Source organism: Flavobacteriales bacterium (assembly GCA_016712535.1).
In the GTDB taxonomy this organism is placed as follows: Bacteria; Bacteroidota; Bacteroidia; order Flavobacteriales_F; family PHOS-HE28; genus PHOS-HE28.
The window spans coordinates 2,184,108-2,199,509 of record JADJQW010000002.1; the positions used below are offsets into that span (position 1 = coordinate 2,184,108).

Sequence of the window (15,402 nt, forward strand, 5' to 3'; positions counted from 1 at the left end):
CCGGCAACGACGTGTACGGCGCCAACTGCATCTGCGCTGGCGAACTGATCGACTGCCTGGGCGTGCCCGGCGGCAGCGCGCTGGTCGGAACCGCCTGTGACGATGGCAACCCCAACACTGGCAACGATATCTACGATGCCAACTGCATCTGCGCTGGCCAGCTGATCGACTGCCTGGGCGTGCCCGGCGGCAGCGCGCCTGATCGGAACCGCGTGCGATGACGGCAACGCCCTCACCGGCAACGACGTGTACGGCGCCGACTGCATCTGCGCTGGCCAGCTCATCGACTGCTTGGGCGTGCCCGGCGGCAGCGCGCTGATCGGAACCGCTTGCGATGACGGCAACGTCCTCACCGGCAACGACGTGTATGGCGCCAACTGCATCTGCGCCGGCCAGCTGATCGACTGCCTGGGCGTGCCCGGCGGCAGCGCGCTGATCGGAACCGCTTGCGATGACGGCAACGCCCTCACCGGCAACGACGTGTACGGCGCCAACTGCATCTGCGCTGGCCAGCTGATCGACTGCCTGGGCGTGCCCGGAGGTGCTGCGCTGGTCGGCACACCCTGCGATGACAGCAATGTGCTCACCGGCAACGACGTGTATGGTGCCGACTGCATCTGCGCTGGCGAGCTGATCGACTGCCTGGGCGTGCCCGGAGGTGCTGCGCTGATCGGCACACCCTGCGATGACGGCAACGCCCTCACCGGCAACGACGTGTATGGCGCCGACTGCATCTGCGCTGGCCAGCTGATCGACTGCCTGGGCGTGCCTGGAGGTGCTGCGCTGATCGGTACCGCTTGCGATGACGGCAACGCCCTCACCGGCAACGACGTGTACGGCGCCGACTGCATCTGCGCTGGCGAACTGATCGACTGCCTCGGCGTGCCCGGCGGCAGCGCGCTGATCGGTACCGCTTGCGATGACGGCAACACCCTCACCGGCAACGACGTGTATGGCGCCAACTGCATCTGCGCTGGCGAACTGATCGACTGCCTGGGCGTGCCCGGAGGTGCTGCGCTGATCGGCACACCCTGCGACGACGGCAACGCCCCTCACCGGCAACGACGTGTACGGCGCCAACTGCATCTGCGCTGGCGAACCGATCGACTGCCTGGGCGTGCCCGGCGGCAGCGCGCTGGTCGGAACCGCCTGTGACGATGGCAACCCCAACACTGGCAACGATATCTACGATGCCAACTGCATCTGCGCTGGCCAGCTGATCGACTGCCTGGGCGTGCCCGGCGGCAGCGCGCTGATCGGTACCGCTTGCGATGACGGCAACACCCTCACCGGCAACGACGTGTATGGCGCCAACTGCATCTGCGCTGGCGAACTGATCGACTGCCTGGGCGTGCCCGGCGGCAGCGCGCTGATCGGAACCGCCTGTGACGATGGCAACCCCAACACTGGCAACGATATCTACGATGCCAACTGCATCTGCGCTGGCGAACTGATCGACTGCCTCGGCGTGCCCGGCGGCAGCGCGCTGATCGGTACCGCTTGCGATGACGGCAACACCCTCACCGGCAACGACGTGTATGGCGCCAACTGCATCTGCGCTGGCGAACTGATCGACTGCCTGGGCGTGCCCGGCGGCAGCGCGCTGATCGGTACCGCTTGCGATGACGGCAACACCCTCACCGGCAACGACGTGTATGGCGCCAACTGCATCTGCGCTGGCGAACTGATCGACTGCCTGGGCGTGCCCGGCGGCAGCGCGCTGATCGGTACCGCTTGCGATGACGGCAACACCCTCACCGGCAACGACGTGTATGGCGCCAACTGCATCTGCGCTGGCGAACTGATCGACTGCCTGGGCGTGCCCGGAGGTGCTGCGCTGATCGGAACACCCTGCGACGACGGCAACGCCCTCACCGGCAACGACGTGTATGGCGCTAACTGCATCTGTGCTGGCGAACTGATCGACTGCCTGGGCGTGCCCGGTGGTTCTGCGCTGATCGGCACACCCTGCGATGACGGCAACGCCCTCACCGGCAACGATGTGTATGGCGCCGACTGCATCTGCGCCGGCCAGCTGATCGACTGCCTGGGCGTGCCCGGAGGTGCTGCGCTGATCGGCACACCCTGCGACGACGGCAACGCCCTCACCGGCAACGACGTGTACGGCGCCGACTGCATCTGCGCTGGCCAAGTAATCGACTGCTTGGGCGTGCCCGGCGGCAGCGCGCTGATCGGAACCGCCTGTGACGATGGCAACCCCAACACTGGCAACGATATCTACGATGCCAACTGCATCTGCGCTGGCCAGCTGATCGACTGCCTGGGCGTGCCTGGAGGTGCTGCGCTGATCGGCACACCCTGCGATGACGGCAATGCGCTCACCGGCAACGACGTGTACGGCGCCGACTGCATCTGCGCTGGTCAGCTCATCGACTGCCTGGGCGTGCCCGGCGGCAGCGCGCTGGTCGGAACTGTTTGCGACGACGGCAACGCCCTCACCGGCAACGACGTGTACGGCGCCGACTGCATCTGCGCTGGCGAACTGATCGACTGCCTGGGCGTGCCCGGTGGTTCTGCGCTGATCGGAACCGCCTGTGACGATGGCAACCCCAACACTGGCAACGATATCTACGATGCCAACTGCATCTGCGCTGGCCAGCTGATCGATTGCTTGGGCGTGCCCGGAGGTGCTGCGCTAATCGGCACACCCTGCGATGACGGCAACGCCCTCACCGGCAACGACGTGTATGGAGCCGACTGCATCTGCGACGGCCAGCTGATCGACTGCCTAGGCGTGCCCGGCGGCAGCGCGCTGATCGGAACCGCTTGCGATGACGGCAATGGGCTCACCGGCAACGACGTGTACGGCGCCGACTGCATCTGCGCTGGCCAGCTGATCGACTGCTTGGGCGTGCCCGGCGGTTCTGCGCTGCTCGGAACCGCTTGCGACGACGGCAACGCCCTCACCGGCAACGACGTGTATGGCGCCGACTGCATCTGCGCTGGCCAGCTCATCGACTGCTTAGGCGTGCCCGGCGGCAGCGCGCTGATCGGAACCGCTTGCGATGACGGCAATGCGCTCACCGGAAACGACGTGTATGGCGCCAACTGCATCTGTGCTGGCGAACTGATCGACTGCCTGGGCGTGCCCGGAGGTACTGCGCTGGTCGGAACCGCTTGCGACGACGGCAACGCCCTCACCGGCAACGACGTGTATGGCGCTAACTGCATCTGTGCTGGCGAACTGATCGACTGCCTGGGCGTGCCCGGAGGTGCTGCGCTGATCGGCACACCCTGCGACGACGGCAACGCCCTCACCGGCAACGACGTGTACGGCGCCAACTGCATCTGCGCTGGCGAACCTGATCGACTGCCTGGGCGTGCCCGGCGGCAGCGCGCTGGTCGGAACCGCCTGTGACGATGGCAACCCCAACACTGGCAACGATATCTACGATGCCAACTGCATCTGCGCTGGCCAGCCGATCGACTGCCTGGGCGTGCCCGGCGGCAGCGCGTCGATCGGAACCGCTTGCGATGACGGCAACGCCCTCACCGGCAACGACGTGTACGGCGCCGACTGCATCTGCTCTCGCCAGCTGATCGACTGCCTGGGCGTGCCCGGCTGCAGCTCGCTGATTGGCACCCCCTGCGACGACGGCAACGCCCTCACCGGCAACGACGTGTACGGCGCCGACTGCATCTGCGCCGGCCAGCCGATCGACTGCCTGGGCGTGCCCGGAGGTGCTGCGCTCGATCGGCACACCCTGCGACGACGGCAATGCCCTCACCGGCAACGACGTGTATGGCGCCGACTGCATCTGTGCTGGCCAGCTGATCGACTGCCTGGGCGTGCCCGGAGGTGCTGCGCTCGTCGGAACCGCTTGCGACGACGGCAACGCGCTCACCGGCAACGACGTGTACGGCGCCAACTGCATCTGCGCTGGCCAGCTGATCGACTGCCTGGGCGTGCCCGGCGGCAGCGCGCTGATCGGAACCGCCTGTGACGATGGCAACCCCAACACTGGCAACGATATCTACGATGCCAACTGCATCTGCGCTGGCCAGCTGATCGACTGCCTGGGCGTGCCCGGCGGCAGCGCGCTGATCGGTACCGCTTGCGATGACGGCAACACCCTCACCGGCAACGACGTGTATGGCGCCAACTGCATCTGCGCTGGCCAGCTCATCGACTGCTTGGGCGTGCCCGGCGGCAGCGCGCTGATCGGAACCGCTTGCGATGACGGCAATGCGCTCACCGGCAACGACGTGTATGGCGCCAACTGCATCTGCGCTGGCGAACGCGATCGACTGCTTGGGCGTGCCCGGCGGCAGCGCGCTGATCGGAACCGCTTGCGATGACGGCAATGCGCTCACCGGCAACGACGTGTATGGCGCCAACTGCATCTGCGCTGGCGAACTGATCGACTGCCTGGGCGTGCCCGGAGGTGCTGCGCTGATCGGCACACCCTGCGACGACGGCAACGCCCTCACCGGCAACGACGTGTACGGCGCCAACTGCATCTGCGCTGGCGAACCGATCGACTGCCTGGGCGTGCCCGGCGGCAGCGCGCTGGTCGGAACCGCCTGTGACGATGGCAACCCCAACACTGGCAACGATATCTACGATGCCAACTGCATCTGCGCTGGCCAGCCGATCGACTGCCTGGGCGTGCCCGGCGGCAGCGCGCTGATCGGAACCGCTTGCGATGACGGCAACACCCTCACCGGCAACGACGTGTACGGCGCCGACTGCATCTGCGCTGGCCAGCTCATCGACTGCCTGGGCGTGCCCGGCGGCAGCGCGCTGATTGGCACACCCTGCGACGACGGCAACGCCCTCACCGGCAACGACGTGTACGGCGCCGACTGCATCTGCGCCGGCCAGCTGATCGACTGCCTGGGCGTGCCCGGAGGTGCTGCGCTGATCGGCACACCCTGCGATGACGGCAATGCCCTCACCGGCAACGACGTGTATGGCGCCGACTGCATCTGTGCTGGCCAGCTGATCGACTGCCTGGGCGTGCCCGGAGGTGCTGCGCTGGTCGGAACCGCTTGCGACGACGGCAACGCGCTCACCGGCAACGACGTGTACGGCGCCAACTGCATCTGCGCTGGCCAGCTGATCGACTGCTTGGGCGTGCCCGGCGGCAGCGCGCTGATCGGAACCGCTTGCGATGACGGCAATGCGCTCACCGGCAACGACGTGTATGGCGCCAACTGCATCTGCGCTGGCGAACTGATCGACTGCTTGGGCGTGCCCGGCGGCAGCGCGCTGATCGGAACCGCCTGCGATGACGGCAATGCGCTCACCGGCAACGACGTGTATGGCGCCAACTGCATCTGCGCTGGCGAACTGATCGACTGCCTGGGCGTGCCCGGCGGCAGCGCGCTGATCGGAACCGCCTGTGACGATGGCAACCCCAACACTGGCAACGATATCTACGATGCTAACTGCATCTGCGCTGGCCAGGTGATCGACTGCTTGGGCGTGCCCGGCGGCAGCGCGCTGGTCGGAACCGCCTGTGACGATGGCAACCCCAACACTGGCAACGATATCTACGATGCCAACTGCATCTGCGCTGGCGAACTGATCGACTGCCTCGGCGTGCCCGGCGGCAGCGCGCTGATCGGTACCGCTTGCGATGACGGCAACGCCCTCACCGGCAACGACGTGTATGGCGCCAACTGCATCTGCGCTGGCGAACTGATCGACTGCCTGGGCGTGCCCGGAGGTGCTGCGCTGATCGGCACACCCTGCGACGACGGCAACGCCCTCACCGGCAACGACGTGTACGGCGCCGACTGCATCTGCGCTGGCGAACCGATCGACTGCCTGGGCGTGCCCGGCGGCAGCGCGCTGGTCGGAACCGCCTGTGACGATGGCAACTCCAACACTGGCAACGATATCTACGATGCCAACTGCATCTGCGCTGGCGAACTGATCGACTGCTTGGGCGTGCCCGGCGGCAGCGCGCTGATCGGAACCGCTTGCGATGACGGCAATGCGCTCACCGGCAACGACGTGTATGGCGCCAACTGCATCTGCGCTGGCGAACTGATCGACTGCTTGGGCGTGCCCGGCGGCAGCGCGCTGATCGGAACCGCTTGCGATGACGGCAATGCGCTCACCGGCAACGACGTGTATGGCGCCAACTGCATCTGCGCTGGCGAACTGATCGACTGCCTGGGCGTGCCCGGAGGTGCTGCGCTGATCGGCACACCCTGCGACGACGGCAACGCCCTCACCGGCAACGACGTGTACGGCGCCAACTGCATCTGCGCTGGCGAACTGATCGACTGCCTGGGCGTGCCCGGCGGCAGCGCGCTGGTCGGAACCGCCTGTGACGATGGCAACCCCAACACTGGCAACGATATCTACGATGCCAACTGCATCTGCGCTGGCCAGCTGATCGACTGCCTGGGCGTGCCCGGCGGCAGCGCGCTGATCGGAACCGCTTGCGATGACGGCAACGCCCTCACCGGCAACGACGTGTACGGCGCCGACTGCATCTGCGCTGGCCAGCTCATCGACTGCTTGGGCGTGCCCGGCGGCAGCGCGCTGATCGGAACCGCTTGCGATGACGGCAACGTCCTCACCGGCAACGACGTGTATGGCGCCGACTGCATCTGCGCCGGCCAGCTGATCGACTGCCTGGGCGTGCCCGGAGGTGCTGCGCTGATCGGCACACCCTGCGATGACGGCAATGCCCTCACCGGCAACGACGTGTATGGCGCCGACTGCATCTGCGCCGGCCAGCTGATCGACTGCCTGGGCGTGCCCGGCGGCAGCGCGCTGATCGGAACCGCTTGCGATGACGGCAATGCGCTCACCGGCAACGACGTGTATGGCGCCGACTGCATCTGCGCCGGCCAGCTGATCGACTGCCTGGGCGTGCCCGGAGGTGCTGCGCTGATCGGAACCGCCTGTGACGATGGCAACCCCAACACTGGCAACGATATCTACGATGCCAACTGCATCTGCGCTGGCCAGCTGATCGACTGCCTGGGCGTGCCCGGAGGTGCTGCGCTGATCGGAACCGCTTGCGATGACGGCAACGCCCTCACCGGCAACGACGTGTATGGCGCCAACTGCATCTGCGCTGGACAGCTGATTGACTGCCTGGGCGTGCCCGGCGGCAGCGCGCTGATCGGCACACCCTGCGACGATGGCAACGCCCTCACCGGCAACGACGTGTATGGCGCCGACTGCATCTGCGCTGGCGAACTGATCGACTGCCTGGGCGTGCCCGGAGGTGCTGCGCTGATCGGCACACCCTGCGATGACGGCAACGCCCTCACCGGCAACGACGTGTATGGCGCCGACTGCATCTGCGCCGGCCAGCTGATCGACTGCCTGGGCGTGCCCGGCGGCAGCGCGCTGATCGGAACCGCTTGCGATGAAGGCAATACAGCAACGGTGAACGATACCTGGAGCGCCGGATGCGTGTGCTCCGGGCAGACCATTGATTGCATCAGTGAAGCAGGTCCTGACCAAGAGACCTGTGGGCTGACCACCACCATGCAAGCTGCTGGAGCGGGTCAATGGACCGGTCCATCCGGAATCTCATTCGCGGATCAGTCGGACGCTCAGTCCACAGTGAATGCCGCTCTGCCGGGCGTATATGATCTCTATTGGACTGTGACCAATGGAACCTGTATCGGAATCGATACTGTTTCTGTCACATTCTATCTGCCAAGTGATGCGTCCTTCGCCTACGCGCAGTCCACCTACTGCCATGGTGATCCTTCGGCGGCGCCATGGACGGCGCAAACAGGCGGAACCTTCACGGCCTTCCCTAGCGGTATCGACATCAATCCGATTACAGGAGCGATCAGCATCGGTTCCAGCGACCCTGGCAGCTATCAGGTCACCTATTACATCGCTGGAAGTTGCCCGGCTTCGCAAACCCAGTCAGTCACCATCGCGGCAGGTGCCGATGCAAGCTGGACGGCTCCTGGCCCCTTGTGCAGCAGCAATGCCCCGATTGCACTGGATCCGCTGGTTACCGGCACGCCGGGCGGAACCTGGCAGGGCCAAGGGGTGGCAAATGGCATCTTCAACCCAGTTGGCCTTGCCGGTTCAATCGAACTGACTTATACAGCCACGATCGGAAGCTGCACCCAAGAACTCACGCAGTTCGTTTCGGTTCTTGAGCCTCCTATTGCGGACGCCGGTCCGGACATCACCGCGTGCGGTTTGCGCGCTGCCATGAACGCGGTCCCATTCAGCGGCAATGCAACCTGGATCCTACCAGCAGGAATCACGTCCTATACTCCTGCAACCTCTGCAACAATGGAGATCGGCGCTGCCGCCTACGGCACCTACGCGCTGGTGTGGAGCGTCACCAATGGCAGCTGTTCGGCGTCTGACACCGCCTTGGCCAACTTCGTGGATCCCGGTTCAGGAATCTGGGTGAATGCTGGGGAAGACCAGAACCTCGCCGTTATCGACTTCACGGAGCTCTCCGGAAGCGCCATGGCCGGTGCAGCCCTGAACTGGTGGGTGCTCAACGGCAGCGGGTCCATCGATGAACCGTCGGACAGCACCACCGCGATCAGCGGCCTTTCGATCGGTGATAACCTGGTGGTGCTGACTGCCAGCATCAATCAATGCGCGTCCATCAGCGACACTGTGCTCTTGCATGTGGACGAACTCTTCATTCCCGAGGGGTACAGCCCGAACGGGGACGGCGTGAACGATCGATGGGAGATCCGCGGCATGGAGGCATACCCGAACAGCTCGCTTCAGGTATTCAATAGGTGGGGCAAGACCGTTTATGAGGCCGAAGCCTATTCCAACGAGTGGGAAGGGCTCTCTCGCAATGGCCAACCGCTGCCCGACGACACCTATTTCTACGTCATTAACCTAAATGGCCGACGCTCGTACAACGGCCACGTCATCATCAAACGGTGAGGCCGATCCTGCCCTACTTCTCATTTCTGGCATTCGTCCTCACGGTCGATTGCGTTGGACAGCACACACCCTTGACCAGCCAATACCTTTTCAACGGACTGGCCATCAATCCGGCCTACGCGGGCAGCCGCGACGTGCTGAGCGCAACGCTCACGCACAGGCAGCAGTGGGTGGGGTTCGAGGGGGCGCCCGTCACGCAGACCATCGCGGTGCATGCGCCCGTGAAGCGCAGTAAGGTCGGACTGGGGCTTATGGTCTTCAATGACCGCATCGGTGTGAGCAATGAGACCGGCGTGCTGGCCAACTACGCGTACCGGATCAAGATGCCGAACAGGGCGAAGCTTGCTCTTGGCCTCGGTGCAGGCCTGAGCCTGTATCGCGCAAAATGGAGCCAAGTGGCCATCGTTGACAACAACGATCCGAGCTTCGCAGGGGATACGCGCGGTGCAGCCAGGCCGAACTTCAGCGCCGGCCTCTTGTACCAGACCAAGATCTGGTACGTGGGCGCTTCGGTCCCTTTCCTGCTTGCGCACCGCTATGATGTGGTGAACCGTTCTTACCGGCTCTCCGATGAGCGCATCGACCTTGAACCTATGCTGACCGGTGGCTATGTGATCAAGCTGAACGACGAGTTCAAACTGAAGCCGACTTCGTTGCTCCGGTACCGCTTGGCCAGCGGACTTCAGGGCGATGTCAGCACCAACCTGATCTATCGCGACAAGGTCTGGCTTGGCGCATCAGTGCGCACCAACGATGCGATCATCGGCATGGTGGAAGTGCTGCCCACGCCGCAATGGCGGATCGGCTATGCTTACGATGCCGGCTTCTCCAGGATCAATCAATACCATAAGGGCTCGCACGAGCTCCTGGTCCAGTACGAGTTCGGCTACCGGATCCGGGTGAGGGACCCGCGTTACTTCTGACGCCATGAAGAACGCCCTCCCTCTCCTATTCGCCGCGATCTGCAGCCCGGCGGCACGTGCGCAGCTCATCCATGAGGTGCATCCGCTCGGCATCAGTCCCAGCGGTGAGGATTACGCCCCTGTCTTCCTGGACAGCGGATTCGTGATGTGCAGCGTGCGCGAGAACGCGGCTCTTATAGGCTTCGTCGATTCAGAGACCGGCAAACCGCTGAGCGACCTCTATTACGTGCCTTTCGCCCAAGGCAAGGCCGGCGCTCCCGTGCTATTCAGTCAGAACCTCTGCACACCCGTGAACGAGGGCCCAGCCAGCTTCACGGATGGCGGCCGCACCATCAGCTTCACACGCAACCAGGTTCTGCCTAAGAAGTTCTCCAACATGCGTGCGGCCAATGGCCAGCTCGGCCTCTTCTTCTCCCGGTTCGAAGGTGGAGCCTGGTCCGCGCCTGAGCCTTTCCAGTACAACGAGCCGAAGAGCTCCAATATGCATCCGGCCTTCTCACAGGACGGCCTCACACTGATCTTCTCCAGCGATCGCCCGGGCGGAATAGGGGGCATGGACCTGTACCGCTGCGTCCGGACCGGCACTGGATGGAGCGCACCGGAGAACCTAGGACCGGCAGTGAACAGCCCGCTCGATGAAGTGTACCCCCGCCTTCAGGCCGATGGCAGGCTCCATTTCTCCAGTAACAGGCCAGGTGGAATGGGCGGGCTCGATATCTACATGGCCCAGGCCCGAGAAGGAGGATGGTTGCCCCCTGAGGCTATGCCTGCGCCCGTGAACAGCCCTCACAATGAGCATGGCTTCAACCAGCTGCCCGATGGCTACAAGGCGCTGATCAGCTCGGACCGGGATGGTTCCGATGCGATCTTCCTCACCAAGCTCACTGTGCCCAAGTTCCGCGACTGCAGCGAGCAGAAACCGAACAATTACTGCTTCTCACTGCGCAAACGCCAGCACGCTGCCAGTTCCACCATTCCTGTCGATCACTATTGGGACATGGGCGATGGTACCCGGATAAAAGGCTACCAAGCGCAGCACTGCTTCAAGAAACCAGGAGTCTATACGGTACGCTCGTTGCTCATCGACCGGCAGTCTGGTGAGGTGTTCCATGAACTCGGAGCGCAGCAACTGGAGGTCGCCGACCTGCAGCAGGCATGGGTGGCGGTTCAAGACACGGTGCGAACTGGCCGGCGCGTGGAGTTGCATGGCAGCTTGAGCCATCTTCCAGGCATGGCACCCTCCGAGTACTACTGGGACCTTGGCGATGGAACACGCAGTGAGGGTGCCCGCATCGTGCATTCTTACAAGCAAGCGGGGGTCTACCAGGTGAAGCTCGATGTTATCGGCGTTCCCGATGCCTCCGGCGGAATAGCGAATCGCTGCAACACCCGCACAGTGGTCGTAATTGACCGCTTCAAGGACCATGAGGATGAAACCGTCGTGGCCGAGTACCAGGATGCCTTCGGCAAGACCCACACATTCGAGTACCAGGAATTGCCCTTCGACGATGTCAGCCTCAATGGAGAGGAGCTCATCGATGCGGTCTTCAGCGTGCAGCTCTTCGCGAGCAAGGAGCGTGTCGATCTGGATGATGCCCGGTTCGCGCAGATCCGCAAGCTCTATCGCGTGGTGGAGCGCTTCGACCCGGTGGCCGGGGTGTATACCTATTCCGTTGGCGAGACCAAGAACCCTGAAGAACTTTACCGAGTCTTCAAGAAGGTGAAGGAGCTGCAGTTCCTGGATGCCGAGGTCTTCGCGCTGCGCGAAGAGAAGCTCATCGACCTGAGCCAGCTCGATATGGCCAGCTTGGAGGACCTCAATAACAAGAAGCTGCGGACGAGCGCCATCCACTTCGCGTACAAGAGCGCCGAGATCCAGGATGAATCGCACGACGTGCTGCAACAGGTGGTCGGGCTGATGCGCCAGCACCCCGAACTGCGCCTGGTGATCGAAGCGCACACGGATGACATCGGCGGCCACCGGTACAACTTCACCCTTTCCCAGAGCCGCGCCCTGGCGGTCATGGATTACCTCGCGGAGGAGGGAGTGCTTCCGACGCGCATGGTGCCCATCGGACATGGCAAGAACCACCCGATCGCCAGCAATAAGACTGAGCAAGGGCGCGCGCTGAATCGGCGGGTGGAGTTCAGGATGACCGTGGAAGGCGGACCGATACCGTCCCAAGAAGCGCTCAGCGGGGCCACCCGAAAAGCGGGCGCACGCAAGCGCTGATGGCCTTACCGGGCGCGATACCTTCGCCGCCCATGTCGTTCCTGCACCCGGAGTTCCTATGGGCGCTCACCGCCCTGATCATCCCGGTCCTCATCCACCTCTTCCAGCTGCGGCGCTTCAAGCGCCTTGATTTCCCCAACGTGCGGCTGCTCGCCGAGGTGACCAAGCAGACGCGCGCGCGCCGGAAAGTGCGGCATTGGCTGGTGCTCATCGTCCGTTGCCTCGCTCTTGCCGCGTTGGTGCTGGCGTTTGCACAGCCGAGCTTCACAGGAACGGATGACATGCCGATTGGCAGCGATCGCGCCATTTCCGTGTACATCGATGACAGCTACAGCATGGATGGCCAGAATACGCAAGGCCGGCTGCTCGATCAAGCGCGCAAAGGCGCACAAGACCTGGTCATGTCCCATAGGCCCACGGACCGATTCCAAGTGCTCACAGGCTCGTTCGAGGCTCGGCAACAGGTCTTGCTTAGCCGTGACGAAGCCTTACTCGCCGCAGCGCAGGCCGATGCGGGGCCATGGACAAGGAAATTATCGCGGGTGCTCACTCGTCAACGTGAAGCACTCACCGGGAGCGAGGCGGAGCGGAAGAGCGCCTTCCTCTTCACCGACTTGCAGCGCAGCATTGCGGATGTTGAGGCTTGGCGGGATGACAGCCTCGTGAGGACCGTGATCGTCCCCATTGCATCCAGCGCCGCGGCCAACATCAGCCTCGATTCGGCGTGGTTCGCTTCGCCTGTCAGGAGACTGGGCCAGCGTGAAGAACTCCATGTGCGAATCACCAACCACGGCCCTGAAGAGCGTGTTGGGGTGCCCATCCGATTATCCATCAGCGGGGAGCAGCGCGGGCTGCTCACGATCAGCATGGCCGCCGGCGCCACGGTGGATACCATGCTTCGCTTCAGCAACGACCTGGCCGGCCCGCACTGGGCTGAAGTCTCACTTGCGGACCAGCCGGTGACTTTCGATGACCGCTTGTTCCTTGCCTATCGCACCATTGACGAACTGCGCGTGCTTCTGATCAGTGGCGGCGATGCCGCTGGGGATCGCGCCATCGAAGCCGCCTATGGCACGGACAGCGCGCATGCGATCACCAAGAGCGAGTTCAGGAGCTTCGACATCGCAACCTTGGCCGGGCAGGACCTTGCGATCCTGAACGCTTTGCCTGAGGTCGCTGGTGGCCTGGCGCAGGCCCTGGATGTGTTCGTGCAGAATGGTGGCAGCTTGGCCTTGTTCCCTCCGAGCCAAGGTGAACCGGAACGCTATGCAGCGCTGCTCGCGTCGATGAGCGCCGCTGCCTCGCGCGTGGATACCGGAACAGCTCGTGTCGATCGGATCGATTTGGAGCAGCCGTTCTATCGAGACATGTTCCAGACCATGCCGCGCAATGTGGACCTGCCGATCGTGCGTGAGCGATGGAGCATCAAGGCAGCGCCCGGTAGCGATCAGCTGCTGCGCACTCAGGATGGGCTTCCTCTTCTCACCCGGACTCGAATCGGCGATGGTTCCGCCTATCTCTTCGCCACGCCCCTCAATGAACGCAGCGGCAACCTTATCCGCCATGCGCTCTTTGCGGCTACGCTGCTTCGCATGGCCGAGTTGGCCAGACCCGCTCCGCCTTCCTATTCCGTGATCGGCGACGAGGTGAGCCTGTCCTTGAGCGGAATCGCGATCGCTGGAGAGCAGCCACCCAGGCTGCGAGGACCTGGGGGGACCGAATCGATACCGGAGCTGCGCCGCTCGATGGCGGGCGCCACACTGCTCCTGCATGACGCCGACTTGCCTGCAGGGCATTATGCGCTGGTCTCCGCGGATGCCGATACCCTGGCTGCATACGCCATGAACCGATCCCGCTACGAAAGCGATCTTGGCGCTTTCTCTGTGAGTGAATTGCGCACCGCCATCGAGCAGCACGGACTCACGACATTCTCCGTGCTGGACCCCGGCGATGATCTTTCGCTACGTTTGGCCGACCTCGGTCAGCGAGGCAAGCTCTGGAAATGGCTGATCGTGATCGCCCTGCTCATGCTCGCTATGGAGACCATCCTGCTCAGAGCCGCCCGATGAATGACCTGATCCTGCGCCGCACCCATGTGGTGGACCCTGGAGGCCCGCATCACGGATCCGAGCAGGATATCCTCATTCGCGACGGAATGGTCGCCCGGGTTGGCCTGCGGTTGCCCAAGGGCAATGCCACCGAGGTCAGGATCGATGGGTTGCACCTCAGCGTGGGCTGGATCGACCTGCGCGCGCATTTCCGCGATCCAGGAGAGGAATGGAAATGCGGAGTGAAGAACGGGCTCGACGCCGCAGCCGCCGGCGGCTTCACTGCCGTCTGCGCTTTGCCCTCGACCACCCCTGCCACGGATGGCCGTTCGGGTATTGGCTATTGGCTGCGGAAGGCCGAGGGGCATGCCGTTCGTTTGCTTCCCTTGGGCGCGATCACGCAGGGCTGCGAGGGCAAGCAGCTCGCGGAGATGGCTGATATGCGCGCAGCGGGCGCGGTTGCCTTCACTGATGATCAGCGGTCCATCGCCAACAGCAGGCTGATGGCGCTCGCGCTCCAGTACAGTGCAGGCCTGCCGGGTGGTGCTCCACCGATCATGGCTTTCTCACAGGACAAGCACCTGGTCGCGAATGGCGCCATGCACGAGGGTGTGATGAGTGCCAGCCTTGGCTTGCGCGGAATCCCGGCAGAGGCGGAAGCGCTCCAATTGGCTCGCGACATCGCACTGGCAGAATATGCAGGCGGCCATTTGCACGCGGCCACCGTGAGCACGGCGCAGGCCGTGGAGCTGCTGAGGCAGGCCAAGGCCCGCAAACTGCACGTCACCGCTTCCGTGGCCGCGCACAACCTGATGCTTGATGATGCCTCGATGCGCAGCTTTGACAGCAATTTCAAGGTGATGCCCCCATTGCGCGACCAAGCGCATATCGATGCCCTTCGGCTAGGCCTGAAGGATGGCACCATCGACGCCATCGTCAGCGATCACCGACCGGAGGACCGGGAGCACAAGCTGGTTGAATTGGGGCTTGCGGCCTTCGGGATCATCGGCTTGGAAACCGCCTTTGCTGTGTCCAGCACAGCGCTGAAGGCGGGCATCTCGATCCGCCGGATCGTGGAGCGATTCACGACAGGACCGCGCGAGGTGCTGGGGTTACCTGCTGCGCATATCACCGAAGGCGCCAAGGCGGAACTCACGCTCTTCGACCCGGGAGCGGATTGGATCCTCACAGAGAGCGACCTCGTGAGCCACGCGCGCAACACGCCCTTCATGGGGACGCGATTCACCGGTAGAGCCGTTGGCATCGTTGCCAATGGCCAACTGCGCTTGGCCCCGGCTTATGCCGGCGTCATCGTTTGATCCT

Annotated in this window: 9 protein-coding genes; all 9 read left to right on the forward strand. The window is 64.0% G+C overall.

Going from position 1 to position 15,402, the window contains the following annotated elements; genetic code table 11:
* Positions 1-11 precede the first annotated feature (11 nt).
* The 9 genes from IPK70_09140 (at position 12) to IPK70_09180 (ending at position 15,398) form a co-directional block, all read left to right on the forward strand.
* On the forward strand, positions 12-221 hold the full coding sequence (locus tag IPK70_09140) for a hypothetical protein (GenBank protein ID MBK8227324.1): 210 nt from the start codon (positions 12-14) through the stop codon (positions 219-221).
* A gap of 25 nt (positions 222-246) precedes the next feature.
* A complete protein-coding gene (locus tag IPK70_09145; protein ID MBK8227325.1) occupies positions 247-1,155 on the forward strand; it encodes a hypothetical protein in 909 nt (302 codons plus the stop codon).
* Complete coding sequence (locus IPK70_09150) at positions 1,067-3,379, forward strand: hypothetical protein (protein ID MBK8227326.1); 2,313 nt, start codon at positions 1,067-1,069, stop codon at positions 3,377-3,379. The genes IPK70_09145 and IPK70_09150 overlap by 89 nt, the downstream gene beginning before the upstream one ends.
* A gap of 323 nt (positions 3,380-3,702) precedes the next feature.
* Entirely contained in the window at positions 3,703-4,320 is a 618-nt protein-coding gene (locus IPK70_09155) for a hypothetical protein (GenBank protein MBK8227327.1), read from the forward strand.
* A complete protein-coding gene (locus IPK70_09160; GenBank protein MBK8227328.1) occupies positions 4,232-8,875 on the forward strand; it encodes a gliding motility-associated C-terminal domain-containing protein in 4,644 nt (1,547 codons plus the stop codon). The genes IPK70_09155 and IPK70_09160 overlap by 89 nt, the downstream gene beginning before the upstream one ends.
* Positions 8,872-9,798, forward strand: coding sequence for a type IX secretion system membrane protein PorP/SprF (locus IPK70_09165; protein MBK8227329.1), 927 nt, complete (start codon positions 8,872-8,874; stop codon positions 9,796-9,798). The genes IPK70_09160 and IPK70_09165 overlap by 4 nt, the downstream gene beginning before the upstream one ends.
* A gap of 4 nt (positions 9,799-9,802) precedes the next feature.
* The gene (locus tag IPK70_09170) at positions 9,803-12,031 is read left to right on the forward strand and encodes an OmpA family protein (GenBank protein MBK8227330.1); all 2,229 of its coding nucleotides are present in this window, start codon (positions 9,803-9,805) and stop codon (positions 12,029-12,031) included.
* Between the two features lie 32 nt (positions 12,032-12,063).
* The gene (locus tag IPK70_09175; protein MBK8227331.1) at positions 12,064-14,100 is read left to right on the forward strand and encodes a BatA domain-containing protein; all 2,037 of its coding nucleotides are present in this window, start codon (positions 12,064-12,066) and stop codon (positions 14,098-14,100) included.
* A complete protein-coding gene (locus IPK70_09180) occupies positions 14,097-15,398 on the forward strand; it encodes a dihydroorotase (GenBank protein ID MBK8227332.1) in 1,302 nt (433 codons plus the stop codon). The genes IPK70_09175 and IPK70_09180 overlap by 4 nt, the downstream gene beginning before the upstream one ends.
* Positions 15,399-15,402 lie beyond the last annotated feature (4 nt).